Source organism: Paenibacillus favisporus, from assembly GCF_040545415.1.
Taxonomy (GTDB): domain Bacteria; phylum Bacillota; class Bacilli; order Paenibacillales; family Paenibacillaceae; genus Paenibacillus_AQ; species Paenibacillus_AQ favisporus.
In genome coordinates this window covers 42,680-56,133 of sequence record NZ_JBEPLV010000002.1, presented here as the reverse complement: position 1 = coordinate 56,133, position 13,454 = coordinate 42,680, and the positions used below count along the sequence as shown (strand labels likewise).

Annotated in this window: 10 protein-coding genes and 1 riboswitch; of the genes, 1 reads left to right on the top strand and 9 read right to left on the bottom strand. The window is 50.8% G+C overall.

The annotated features are described in order from the left end of the window. Window positions 1-29 precede the first annotated feature (29 nt). From ABID47_RS08325 to metA, 5 genes are all read right to left on the bottom strand, one after another. Entirely contained in the window at window positions 30-929 is a 900-nt protein-coding gene (locus ABID47_RS08325) for a putative sporulation protein YtxC (RefSeq protein WP_354495841.1), read from the bottom strand. Between the two features lie 382 nt (window positions 930-1,311). Further along, on the bottom strand, window positions 1,312-2,445 hold the full coding sequence (gene mqnC / locus ABID47_RS08320; protein WP_163878707.1) for a cyclic dehypoxanthinyl futalosine synthase: 1,134 nt from the start codon (window positions 2,443-2,445) through the stop codon (window positions 1,312-1,314). A gap of 186 nt (window positions 2,446-2,631) precedes the next feature. Beyond that, window positions 2,632-3,813: an aminotransferase class I/II-fold pyridoxal phosphate-dependent enzyme gene (locus ABID47_RS08315; protein WP_105441838.1), complete on the bottom strand. Its 1,182-nt coding sequence runs from the start codon at window positions 3,811-3,813 to the stop codon at window positions 2,632-2,634. Then, the gene (locus ABID47_RS08310) at window positions 3,810-4,994 is read right to left on the bottom strand and encodes a PLP-dependent transferase (protein WP_076170649.1); all 1,185 of its coding nucleotides are present in this window, start codon (window positions 4,992-4,994) and stop codon (window positions 3,810-3,812) included. Before ABID47_RS08310 ends, ABID47_RS08315 begins: the two co-directional genes overlap by 4 nt. A gap of 24 nt (window positions 4,995-5,018) precedes the next feature. After that, on the bottom strand, window positions 5,019-5,954 hold the full coding sequence (gene metA / locus ABID47_RS08305) for a homoserine O-acetyltransferase MetA (protein ID WP_076170650.1): 936 nt from the start codon (window positions 5,952-5,954) through the stop codon (window positions 5,019-5,021). A 122-nt stretch (window positions 5,955-6,076) separates the two neighbouring features. Next, window positions 6,077-6,203: riboswitch (SAM riboswitch) on the bottom strand. Window positions 6,204-6,628: 425 nt separating this feature from the next. On the opposite strand from metA, the gene corA reads away from it, so the two are divergent. Then, window positions 6,629-7,564: a magnesium/cobalt transporter CorA gene (gene corA / locus ABID47_RS08300; protein ID WP_076170651.1), complete on the top strand. Its 936-nt coding sequence runs from the start codon at window positions 6,629-6,631 to the stop codon at window positions 7,562-7,564. A gap of 125 nt (window positions 7,565-7,689) precedes the next feature. Here corA and ABID47_RS08295 read toward each other — a convergent pair whose 3' ends face one another. The 4 genes from ABID47_RS08295 to ABID47_RS08280 all read right to left on the bottom strand — a co-directional run bounded on the left by ABID47_RS08295 (window position 7,690) and on the right by ABID47_RS08280 (window position 13,372). Beyond that, a complete protein-coding gene (locus tag ABID47_RS08295) occupies window positions 7,690-8,697 on the bottom strand; it encodes an HRDC domain-containing protein (RefSeq protein WP_354495837.1) in 1,008 nt (335 codons plus the stop codon). A gap of 182 nt (window positions 8,698-8,879) precedes the next feature. Further along, window positions 8,880-10,046, bottom strand: coding sequence for an ROK family transcriptional regulator (locus tag ABID47_RS08290; RefSeq protein ID WP_354495835.1), 1,167 nt, complete (start codon window positions 10,044-10,046; stop codon window positions 8,880-8,882). 109 nt (window positions 10,047-10,155) lie between these two features. Next, window positions 10,156-11,790: a glycoside hydrolase family 43 protein gene (locus ABID47_RS08285; RefSeq protein ID WP_354495833.1), complete on the bottom strand. Its 1,635-nt coding sequence runs from the start codon at window positions 11,788-11,790 to the stop codon at window positions 10,156-10,158. A gap of 115 nt (window positions 11,791-11,905) precedes the next feature. Further along, window positions 11,906-13,372, bottom strand: a complete 1,467-nt coding sequence (locus ABID47_RS08280; RefSeq protein WP_145136250.1) for an MFS transporter — start codon at window positions 13,370-13,372, stop codon at window positions 11,906-11,908. Window positions 13,373-13,454: the final 82 nt, after the last annotated feature.

Here is a 13,454-nt window from a genome sequence, read left to right as displayed (position 1 = left end):
TATAAATCCCTGTCCAGCGGCGAGTCAAGCTATATCTTCCCTGTTTCGCGGAAATAGGCATGGCAGTCCGGGCAGTAACGGCAAATTTCCACCCGCTCATCGAAAATTTGCATCAGCGTGCGAACGACGGTCATATGGGGTTCCCGCGTATGAATGACGATTTTGGCAGGGGACACGGAAATCAGCGTCGTGACGACCGTATCCTCCATTTGCAGGTCCTGCTGGTCCAGCCGCTCCACCACAACACCTTCGTCATGACGGTACTCCAGCGGCCTTAAGTCGCCGTCCAGCACGAGCAAATCCTGGCCTCCCTTATGAATGACATGGGCGATCGGCACCTGCGGCTGCTGGAAATAGACGAAGTATTTCAGAATACTGACAAACTCCTCATACTGCCGGTCCATCAAAAACTCATCCACCGCGTACTCCACGACTTCCTTCAGCTCTTTAATGTAAGCAGCGGCACGAAAGGTCAGAAAACCGTCAACATGGAGCAGCGGCCGTTCGCTCAGGCACTGCTTGATGCCGCGAACGAGCATATCGTAACGGCGGGACCATGCGCCCCCTTCGGAGCTTTTTTCCAGGCTCATCCGGCAGTGCTTCAAAATTTGCTTTTTTTCCTCCGGATCGGGAAAATCAAAATCATCGGCCAGAATCTTCTCGATCAGCCGCTGCTCTTTTTCCTGCAAAATATAATGGGCCACCGTCTTGGCGGCAGCGGCGTACACCTGCTGCAGATGATGCTCCTTGAAGAACCGCGGATCGTCCTCCCGGCAGCTCCACAGCATCATCTCCTCATGGACCGTACAGCTGATTGCGAGTGATTTGTACTTGTTATGTAAAACCTGGTTCGCTTCCGAAACCATGCGCTTATATTCCTCCGCTTCCCGCGGACTAAAGGTTCGGGCTGCTATGCTGAACAGTTCCATGGAGAACACTCCTTTCAAATTCCTTCTTACAAAGTATATGTTTTAGCCGGGGGGATATACGGGAGGGATCGATGGAAAACAGGCTAACATTTCTCAGTTAAAATCGACATGAAATGCTTGGTAAACGGGGGTTTCCGCTGAATAAAAAAGGTACCTTTTGCCGGGAAATAATAAGGGGCCTCCCCCTTTGAACACCAAAGGAAGAGGCCCCTATTCATATCTGAAATCGATGGGTTGTCAAGTCAGCCGGCCCGCGGCCTTGACCTTTACGAGCAGTGCGTTGCCCTGCACCGGTACGTACCCTTGGCCTTTTGTACAACACAAAAAACCGCCTCGCATAAACGAGGCGGCCGGTCGTATCAAAAAATATTTAAGATCCGTTCTAGTTCTGCATGACGAAGTCGCGTTCCACCTGGGAACCTTCTTCAAAGACGCGAAGCGTTTCGTATCTCGTGTTCCGCTGCGCCGGGATTTTACCTGCTTCGCGGATGAGCTGCAGGATGGAAGTGATGTTAACCTTGTGCACCGCACCGGCGGAGGACACGACGTTCTCTTCCATCATGGTGCTGCCGAAGTCGTTGCAGCCGTAGCTGAGCGACAATTTGCCCACTTCCGGTCCCATCGTGACCCAGGAGGACTGCAAATTCGGCACGTTGTCCAGCACCAGGCGGCCGATCGCCACCGTCTTCAAATATGCTTCCGGCGTTTCGCGTTCCCGCTTCAAGCCCGTATTGTCCGGCTGGAACGTGAACGGAATAAAGGCGAGGAAGCCTTTGGAGTCGTAGCCGTTCGCAATACATTCGTCCTGCGCGTCGCGGATGCGCAGCATATGCAGGGCGCGCTCTTCCATCGATTCACCGAAACCGATGACCATCGTGGCCGTCGTGTTCATGCCGATTTTGTGCGCCATCTGCATGACGTCCATCCAGTCGCGCCAGGTTCCTTTATGCCGGCTGATCTTGGAGCGAATCCGGTCGTCGAGGATTTCGGCGCCGCCGCCCGGCAGGGAATCCAGTCCCGCCGCTTTCAGCTCGCGCATGACTTGTTCCAGAGACAGCCCCGATACTTCCACCATTTTGCGGATTTCCGCCGGCGAGAAGGAGTGCATCGTGATGTTCGGGAACCGCTGCTTGATGCCCTTCAGCAGGTTCGTGTAGTAATCGAACGGAAGGTACGGGTTCGTTCCGCCCTGCATCAAAATTTCCGTGCCGCCTACGTCTTCGGTTTCCTTGATTTTTTGGAAAATCACTTCGTCCGGCAAGGTATACCCTTCTTTGTGCCCAGGGACACGGTAAAATGCGCAAAATGTGCAGTATGTATCGCACACGTTTGTATAATTGACGTTCCGTCCGATGACGAAAGTCGTAATTGGATCGGGATGAACCCTCTTCATCATGATATCGGCAGCATGACCCATTTTCTCCACTTCGTCGCTTTCGAACAATGTCACGCTGTCTTCCAAATTCAGGCGTTCGCCCCGCAGTGCTTTATCCAGGATACGGTCAACCGCACTCATATTTGGCAGCCTCCTATCATATGTGAATTTTGTAACATAAATTAAAACATGACCAATACCATCTTAACACAATTGGCGCACAGGGCAAACGAAATTCATAGAATCCGTTGGCCGAACGCAGGCTGACGCGGGCATCTCGGGCTGGACGAAGGAAAGGCACCGCCGAAGCGGTGCCTGTTTGATGATTTAACCTTGAAGCGCCTGATCCAGATCGGCGATCAGATCGTCGACGTCCTCGAGGCCGACCGAGAAGCGGAGCAGCCCGTCAGTAATGCCGCGCTCCAGCCGAACCTCTGCCGGCATTGCCGCATGGGACATCATCGCCGGATAGGACAAAATGCTCTCCACCGCGCCCAGGCTGACGGCCACGAGCGGGATCTGCGCGCGGTTCAGCACCTGCTTGGCCCGCTCGCCGGAGCCCACGTCAAACGAGACGACGGCCCCGTAGCCGGTGGACTGCTTCTCGTGAATTTCTCTGCCGGGATGATCGATGAGCCCCGGGTAAAAGACCTGCGTAATATCCTGGCGCCCTTTGAGCCAAGCGGCCAGTACGGCCGCGCTCTCTTCGCTGTGCTTCATGCGTGCCTGCAATGTTTTCATGCCCCGCATCAGCAGCCAGCTCTCCTGTACGCCCAGCACCGTTCCCAGGCCGTTCTGCAGCTGCTTCAGCTGGCGGCCGATTTCCTCGGTACGGGCGACGGCCAGACCGGCCAGCACATCGCTGTGTCCGCCAAGGAACTTCGTGGCGCTGTGCAGTACGATATCCACACCCACCTCGATGGGACGCTGGTAATACGGCGTCATAAACGTGTTATCTACCATGGTGAGCAGATCATGTTCCTTGGCCCACTTGGTGACGGCTTCGATATCGGTAATTTTCAGCGTCGGATTCGACGGGGTTTCCATATATACAGCCTTGGTGTTCGGCTTCAGCGCAGCCTTCACCTGATCCAGGTCGGTCATGTCGACGAAAGTGCTCTCAATGCCGTGCCGGTTCAAAATGCTTGTAAGCAGGCGGTACGTTCCGCCGTATACGTCCTCGGTCACGATCATGTGGTCGCCGGCCGACAGAAGCATAAACGTGCTCGAAATGGCCGCCATGCCCGACGAATAGGCGAACCCGCGCACCCCGCCTTCGAGCAGGGCGATATAGTCTTCCAGCGCCTGGCGCGTCGGATTGCCCGAACGGCTGTAATCATGCACCGGCGGATTGAAGATATCTGCATGGTGGAACGTAGATGCCTGATAGATCGGCACGCTGGAGGCTCCCGTCGCGCCATCGATTTCCGAGCCGAAATGGAGCAGCTTGGTCGCGAATTTCCGCTCCTGCTTGCCTTTGTCCTGATGTCCTTTGCCCAAATCACTCATCCTTGGCTGCTCCCTTCCACTTCCTTGATCGCGGCATCCAATGCGCCGCCCAGATCCGCAATCAGGTCATCGATATGCTCGATGCCCACCGAGAAACGGAGCAGGCGGTCGTCGACGCCGACGGCTTTGCGGATTTCTTCCGGTATATCGGCATGCGTCTGCACGGCCGGATAGGTCATCAGCGACTCGACGCCGCCAAGGCTTTCCGCAAAGGCGATCAGCTGGATGTGGCGAAGCACGGGCTCTACGTACCGGGCATCCTTCACCTTAAAGGAGAAGATCCCCGTATTCCCCCGGGACTGCCGGCTTTGGATGTCATGTCCCGGATGGTCCGGAAGCGCCGGATAGAACACTTCGGCAACCGCAGGATGCGTCTGGAGGTACTTGGCCATCGCCGTTGCGTTGCTTTCATGGCGCTCCATCCGCAGGGCCAGCGTCTTCATTCCTTTCATGAGCTGATAGGAATCCGTCGGCCCGAGCACTGCCCCGATGGAATTGTGCAGAAACGCTATTTCCTCGGACAGCTCTTTGCCTTTGGTCACGATCAAACCTGCAAGGACATCGTTATGTCCGCCCAAATACTTGGTCGCGCTGTGTACGACGATATCCGCGCCGAGCTCGATCGGACGCTGGAAGAACGGCGTGAGGAGCGTATTGTCCACGATGGACAGCAAGCCGTGGCGGTGCGCCCAATTGGAGACGGCCTCGATGTCCGTAATCATCATGAGCGGATTCGTCGGCGTCTCGATAAACACCGCTTTTGTATTCGGGCGTCTGGACTGTTCCAGCTCGTCCAGATTGTTGGTGTCGACATACGTCGCGGTAACCCCGTATTTGGAAAGGATTCTTTCCAGCAGACGGTATGTACCACCGTACAGGTCCAGCGAAACGATCAGGTGATCGCCCTGGCTGAACAGGGTGAAGATGGTTTGCAGCGCAGCCATGCCTGAGCTGCAGGCAAAGCCGGCGTCCCCGGATTCCAGCTTCGCTGCCGCGGCTTCGAGCACTTTGCGGGTCGGGCTGGCGGTCCGTGCGTAATCAAAACCGGTGCTTTGCCCAAGCTTCGGATGGCGGAAGGCGGTTGCCTGATAAATCGGGAAGTTTACCGCTCCGGTCACGGGTTCTTCGACGGAGCCGATTTGGGCCAATCTGCTTTCAATTTTCCATGGTTCCTTTTCCATATGCGTATCCTCCTGTAGGGTCGACTAAATTTGCGGCCAGACTTCAAGACTCTCCCCGATATCATAAGGAGTCTCCTGATATACATAGTAATTCAGCCAATTTGAGAATAATAAGTTGGCATGCGAGCGCCAGATGGCGAGCGGAGCCTGATTCGGATCGTCGTTCGGGTAGTAGTTGACCGGAATTTTCATGTCCATGCCTTTCGCGATATCGCGCTCATACTCCCATTTCAGCGAATCCGGATCGTATTCGGAGTGGCCTGCCACAAAGATCTGCTTGCCGTCCTTGCTTGCTACCATATGGATGCCGGCTTCCTCTGACTCCGAGAGGATCTCCAGCTCCTCCACATGCTCAATATCCTCGCGCCGCACCTCGGTGTGGCGGGAGTGCGGTACATAGAATACATCGTCGAAGCCGCGGAGAAGCTTCACGTTGTTCTTCATCACCCGGTGCGGGAATACGCCGAAGCATTTCTCCTTCAGGTCCCACTTCGGAATGCCGTAATGGTGGAACAATCCGGCCTGGGAGGCCCAACAAATATGCATCGTCGAAGTGACGTTCGTTTTGGTCCAGTCCATAATCTCGCGGAGCTCATCCCAATAGTTCACGTCTTCAAAATCCATTTTTTCGACCGGCGCGCCGGTGATGATCATACCGTCAAAACGGCGGTGCTTCACTTCCTCGAACGTTTTGTAGAACGACTTCAGGTGCTCCGAAGGCGTATTCTTGGAAATATGGGAGCCCGGATGAAGCAGCACAATGTCGACCTGCAGCGGCGAGTTCCCAAGCAGGCGGAGAAGCTGGGTTTCTGTCGTTTCCTTGGTCGGCATCAGATTGAGAATCGCGATGCGCAGCGGACGGATGTCCTGGTGATACGCTTTGGTATCGTCCATGACGAAAATATTTTCCCGGGTAAGGACTTCTTTCGCCGGTAAAGTGTCGGGAATCTTGATCGGCATCGTTATCATCTCTCCTTTTTTCTGAAGACCGCGAAAATCGTAGCTTGAGAAGAAGCCGAGTATACAAAAATGACCTTTCCCACACAAAAGAGAAAGGTCATTACACGCTCATTACCGCGCCTCTCTCATCTGTCAGGAGACAACGCCTAAAGGCCGCTGCCATGCTCCTGCAAGAATTAGCACCGTGCGTAAATACCGCCGGTTGCCGGGTTTCATCGGGCTAGTCCCTCCACCTGCTCTTGATAAGATTTCGCTGTATTCAATTTTTCATTGTCTTGTTCCTTACTTTAAATCATAAGCCCATCCTTCGTCAAGACGCGGATTTGTCATTTTCGGCAGCATTTCGTGCACCGATCGAAGGTCGCTTCCATACCCTGTTATCGGGACCTGCCGGCCGCCATTTTGTTCTTGAAAGGAATAAAACCCGGCGTTATACTAGACAAGTGTTTCATACCCCCGATATGACTGAGGTGACATGAAAGATGGAAGGCGACCCGAGCCCGAAGCTGAATGCATGGAAAACACAACTGCATAGACCTGAGATCAGCTTGCCGGCAGAGGGAAGTTTTCGTTTTCATGCCCGTACGTTTATTCAGTACTCCCCCAAATCCCGCTGACCGGCAGCGCTGATTTCTTTTCTATGCTCAAACATCTTGAGCAAGGAGTGAAGTCATATGAAAATCCGGTTGGTAAACGAAGGAGTATTTACTCCGATCGATGACCTTCAAACTGTACTAACCCCGCCTTTGGCCGGCTTTTACTGGATCGACGCCGACGTCGACGACCTCGCGGAGCTGCAGCCGCTGTTTTCGCTGCATGATCTGGCGGTTGAAGACTGTCTCAGCGAAGAGGAGCAGCGCCCGAAGATCGAAATTTACGAAAACCACTATTTTATCGTGGTCAACAGCATCCGGTTTGACGACGAGGAGATTTTTCTGCGCGCACTGAACGTTTTCCTCGGAAGACACTTCATCATTACGGTGACGAAACAGAAAATCAACGAGCTGCGGACGCTGAAGCCGATCCTGTGGGAACAGGAAGTCAGCGGACCGGACCGTTTTCTGTACCTGCTGATCGACCTCGTGGTTGACAACTACTTTGTAGTCGGCGACCGGATCGAAGCCAAAATCGAGAAGCTCGAAGAAGACATTCTCATGCACACGAAAAAGTCCCATTTGAACGAAATTATCGGTCTCCGAAGCGAGATTCTGTGGCTTAAAAAAGTGCTGGGTCCGCAGAAGGATGTCATAAATACGTTAAATAAAAAAGACCTCCGGCTGATTGACGATCAGCTGCAAAAATATTTCAGCGACATTTACGAAAATGCGGTCAAAATTTCCGAAACATTCGATACGTACCGCGATCTGATGAGCAACTTGCGCGAGGCCTACCAGTCAAGTATCGCCAACCGCGCGAACGAGATCATGAGAGTGTTTACGGCCATGACCGTGATTTTCATGCCATTGACGATCATTACAGGAATCTATGGCATGAACTTCGATAACATTCCGGAAATTCATTGGAAATACGGTTATTTCATGATCCTCGGCATCATGCTCGTCCTTGGTCTCGGCATGGTTGTCATTTTCAAGAAAAAAGACTGGATTTGAAAGTCAGCGCATCACCCCATCATCATGCATTGGAAAACAGGACGAAGGAGACGGCCGCATGCGGTTAGAGCCTTCGTCCTTTTTGCATGGTCACCATCCGTAACTCCGGCGGGGAAGCATACCGTTCACCCCACGCTTCTGCGGCTGCCGGGCTGCCGGCGGTACCGGATGCGGATCAGCCGGATCCGCTCATAACGCTGCTCCATGCCGCTTCCCGAGGCGGCATCCTCTCCGTATACTTGCAGCAGCACCGGCTTCAAGAGCGCGTCGCCCAGCTCCTCCAACGCGGCCCACACCAGCTCCTGCTCCTCATTCGGCACCTCCTCCAGCTCGCTTTGGATCAGCCGCTCGGTATCATACCCTTCCTTCTCCAGCTGCTCCAGCGCCTCCACCAAATCTCTGCGCGGCAGACCGCATTCCTGTTCCAGCTGCTGCAGGTTCATCCCCTCATAAATTCCCTTCAGCATGGTGCGCCGGGTACGATATTTATCCAGGTCCTGCTTGTACTTATGCTCCTTCTGCTTGTAGGTCCACGATAGATATGACTGGTCGTCCAGGGCGTCATTCACCCAATCCAGCGGAAATTCGTGGCTGCGCTCCACGGTTCCCGCAATCTCGATCAGGTCGGCTCCGTACTCCGACGCCTTGCTCTCCCCGACGCCAGGAAGCTGCAGCAGCTCTTCGATCGTATGCGGCACGAAGGCGCTGATCAGACGGAGCACCCGGTTGCTGGCGATAAAATAAGGAGCCTTGCGTTCGCTGGCCGCCTTCCTTCTCCGCCAGGCGGTGAGTTCGGCGTACAGCTCCTCGTTGTTGTGCAGTTCGCTGTAGCAGTACAGCTTCTGTACAGCATGACTGCGGCCCTTCAGCTCCTCTTCCTCATGGAACGTGCCGTCGATCAGCGGGCGGAATCCTTCGCCGAGCTTGACCGCCAGGCCGTGTCTGTAAATGTACAGCATCTCATTCCAGGAACCGCCTTCATACCAAGCGGTATCCATGGCTTCCCCGGTCATCTCCAGATCTCTCCATCCGAGATGCCAGGTTCCCTCCTCTTCGCCGATCCATACCTGCGCGAGCTTTTCTCCCTCGCTTCCCGCATCCTTCACAAGCCGGTTCATAAAAACGATTTGCATGTTCACCAATTCCTCCATCCACGTAGGGTAATCAGCACAACGCAAAAAAGCACCTCTCTTAAATTAAGAGAGGTGCTTCCCCATTCGTGCAGATGTGCTGTTATAGTTGATCATACCATATTATGTAAAATGGTCAATGGGTTTTTCGCCAATTTCATTCCGGTTCATCGTAAATGCCCGGATTACTTGGTAAAAAATAAATCATGCGATTCCAATCCGAGAATTTTCCTGGAAACCAAAGCAACTCCGCCAAAGAGCGTTAATTCATGAATATGGTGGTCAAGCGAAATAATTTGTGTGGAGCCAAGCGGATCAAGTGAAGAATATTCTTTAATAATCTCGTCTAGTAGGTATGGGAAAAAGGCGATAAATCGTGAGGAAAGGAACACAGCATCCGGAGCGCTGTATTGGATTAAATTATAAGAGATTTGTGCAATGGCTATGACCCATTCCTCCATGATAGCCGCAATTTGTTCATCCTTGATCTCCATTAAAAGAATAAAATCCTCTAACGTAAATCCTGGTCTGTTTTTCAATTTGCCGATCCGGTCAAGCACCGCTTTTTCGGAATAAATTTCTTCTAAACGCCGATTTTTTTTATTTTCCGACATGATAATGGATCGTCCGATTTCGCCGGACAATCCGTTTAAGCCTTTATACAGGCGTCTCTCGATAATCGTTCCTACGCCTATTCCGTTATGAATGTTTAAAGCTAGAATGTTATCGAATTGAATATCCTCGGTATGGCGGTAAAAATCCCGGATATAAATCGCCGTAAGATTGGCTTCATTTTCGATGATGACGGGAACGTCGATCAGCTCCTTCAACGCGTCAATCAAATCAAAGGACTGAAAGTCCAAGAACGGACTATACAGGATCTGATTGTCCAGTACCGGCGCGTGAAGCGAAATGGAGATTCCAACCAATCCGTTAATCGTATCGTACTTTTCCAAATTCAAAATCACGTTTTTCATCAATGCAAAAATATCTTTTACTTTGTTCGTATATAATTTAATGGAAACATGGTGAATAAGCTCGCCATTAATGTAGTTGACGGAATATCTTAAATGATGAATGCCCATATCGAAAGCCAGTACAAACCCAAACTTACGATTAAAACGTATTAAATTGGGCCGACGCCCCCCAATGTTGGATGCTTCCCCCGCTCCTAGTTCTTCAATCAAGCCTTGGTCTTGAAGCTCGCGTACGATGGAAGAAACCGTGGACTTTTGAAGATTGATTTGGTCGGCTATTGAACTTCTAGACGTCTGATCAGTATTAAATAGAGTTTTTAATACCAATTTTTTGTTATTTTCTCTCATAACATCCTGATCAGTTTTCATAATCATTTGTTGTAATCCCTTTCAAATGTTATTCGTACTTAGAAGTATAGCATATTAACTAACATTACTACTAAGAAAGAGCCGGAAGTCATATTCTTCCAGCTCTTTCTTGGGATCATGATTCATTATTTTCAAGCTCTTTATACGTAAAATAATCGAAATCTGCCGGCAATTCATAACCGGAATAATCAACATTAGCCATCCCGACAAACGCTCCCGTAAAAAATCCGCCGTAGGACTGTACCACGTAATCGTCGGACAAAATCGCAGCATCCAGCGTTACGTCGATATCCGTCCACTGTTCGCCGTCAAAGGAATAGGCGTAGGTGTACGTTTCTTTCCGGACCTTCGCTTTAAAATGCACGTATTCCACATGTTCGGGAACTTTAACGGCTTTATCCTTCAGAAAGCTCGTGAGAACGCCACGGTCATTTTGCGTCACTTCAATGACGCGTCCATTGATTTCGTTCCATGTCACATGGATCATCGACCAGTGTCCCGTATTGTAATAATTAACAAGGCCGGCCATCTGCTGGAAGGTGTAAGGCGAATACGCAACTGCCGTCTGTGCGTCGAAATAAAAGGACTGCCAGCGTCTTGCGACAAGCGACTGCTCGTGCTCATTGGTTAAGGAGCCTTTGCCGAACAAGCGCAAGTTCCCCGGCTTTTCCGTCAGAGAACCCATTCGCTCGTCAAACGGAACGCGCAGCGTGCTAAAATTGATATTTAATGCTGCGGAATCAAAATGATCCGTTTCCGGATAGGTCGGCGCATACTTCGTTTCCGTGCAGCCTTTAGGAGCTTCGACAAAACGGCTTCCCCGCTTGCCGCCTACGATATACGGCCATTTTTCCTCGTTCCACTCCACTTTTTGAATCGCCGTTTCTCTTCCCAGCGTACACCAGCCGCGCGGATCGCGGATCGATTCGGTCTCGCGGTGCCAGGGGCGTCCCGTCAAATGCGCGAAATACCATTCGCCCGACGGCGTATCCACCAGTGAGCCATGGCCGCATTTTTGCAGCTCCCCGTCAGGCGAATCGAACGCGGTCAGGAATACGTCGCCAGGCTGCGTTTCGTAGGAGCCGAACAGTTCTGCCGAACGGGCAACCACCTCTTGGTGGGTATAAACCGTTCCGCCTTCCGCGCAAAATAAATAATAATAACCAAATAGTTTATAAATATGAGGGCCTTCCACCAGCTTAACGTCTGTCCCTTTATAAATGATCTTTGCCGTCTCCGGAAGCAATCTTTGCTGCTCAACCGAGTATTCCGTCAGCTTTATGCCGTTAAACGGATGGCGATACTCGCGATGATCCCACTCCATCTGGACAAGATATTTTTTCCCGTTGTCGTCATGGAACAGCGAAGCGTCAAACCCCACTCCGTTCAGCTTAATCGGATCGCTCCAAGGGCCTTCGATGCTTTCGGCGGTAGTCAAGTAATTGGTCATGTCCTTAAAGGCGCCTTCGGTTACTTTCACGTCGGTATAAACCAGCCAAAATTTCCCGTCGGCATAGGACAGATCTGGTGCCCAAATGCCTGCCGAATCCTTATTCCCTTTCATATCCAACAGCGTTCTCGTGGAGAGCGGGTGCGTAATCAGCCGCCAGTTGACCAAATCCTTTGATTCGTGGATTTGCACGCCCGGAAACCATTCGAAGGTTGAGGTTGCAATATAATACGTATCGTCAACCCTTACGATGGACGGATCTGGATTGAACCCCTTTAATACCGGATTTTCGATTTGCATAAAAGTATCCCCCTGATCTATTCAATCTATCATTTCGTGAAATCGTGTTCAAAATCACCTATAGAGGCTGCGATTCTTTTAATGGACCTCTGGTTGGCCGTGAATAGTGCTACCTTTACGCTTTCATTTCAGCGCGTTTTGCGTCAAGTTGTTTGTTAATGCTGTCAACGTCTTTATCAGACAATGGATAGAGTTTCATCACAATCATAGCAACAACAGCAAGAGCAGCAGGTATCCAAATAGCAGTCGTATTAATTCCTGAGACGGCGAGAGCTGTTTGGTGATCGGCATGTTCGTCAAATCCGTAAGCGGCAAGGAACCACAGTGGAACGGCACCGCCAATCGTGAAGCCAATCTTGAAGAACAGCCCCATAATCGCGTTGATAATAGCCGCATTACGTTTCCCCGACTTCAACTCGCCATATGAAACCACTTCAGGAACAAGGGCCCACATGAAACCAGTCGCTGAAGTCAATCCCCATTGCTTGATGAATGTTGAAACATACGCTAACCAAAGTTGATCGTGCATACCGTCAAGACTCCAAACCCAAGTCAGGATTTCGCCGACCACAAACATACCGAGGAAGAAATAGAAGAAGCCCTTTTTACCCAATACTTTCTTAAGTTTTGGCCAGAATGCTGCAAAAGCGATACCAGGTATGGAGGCAATCAGCCCCACAGCCCCCATCCACTCCGAGTGATCGACAGTGTATTGGTTAAAATATCCGTTAACCGTATTCATGAAGAACATAAATGTAAATGCCAACATGAAGAACATTCCCAAGATAACCAATGGCTTATTATTCTTAAATTCAACAAAGAAATCAGAAACTTTAACATGTGCCGATTGTTCAGCATTGGCGACAACGCGTTCTTTCGTCAGCTTGTAGCAGAAGAACAGCGCAATGGCTCCAATAACCATATAAACGGCATAAACGCCAAACCAAGCATGACCTGCAGAAGGGTCAGTGTAAGTTCCCATATGAAGTTTTAGTCCAAATAAGCCAGTGTCTTTGAGTTCACGATCTTTAGGGGCAGCCATTTGAACAAACATTGGGAACAATGTATAGACAAGTAGATTGGCACCGTTTGCAAGCATCATACGCGTCGTTGTGATTTGGTCTACAGATTTAGGATCGCGGGTTAATGAAGCGTTCAACGAGCCGTAAGGAATATTGACGACGGAATAAACCAAGTCAAGCAAGAGATAAGTGATGAAGGCATAGGGCACTGAATCGCGAACCGCAGGAATCGGCGCAAACAGCAGTGCAGCCAAAATAACGAGCGGAATGCCTGCACGAAGTAGCCAAGGACGATATTTACCTGCTTTTGATGAGCGTTTATCGACATAGGTTCCGACCATTGGATCCCATATAACATTGATGATCCGGACTATGGCGAAAATAAAACCTGCTGTTGCTGTACCGATAGCATTGACAGTCGTCATGTAGAGGGCAAGGAAGCCTCCAACTGTACCAAAGACAAGGTTTTGAGCAAAGTCTCCAAAACCGTAGCCAAGACGTTCAGCAAGACTAAGCTTGTGATACTCATTTTGCTGAATTTTATTTGTGTTATCGCTCATGATGAAAACTCCTTCTAAGATGTAAATTTTAGATTTACTTTTCACTTCACTTAACTTCTAAACCTAGTTAATCCTCTCACTT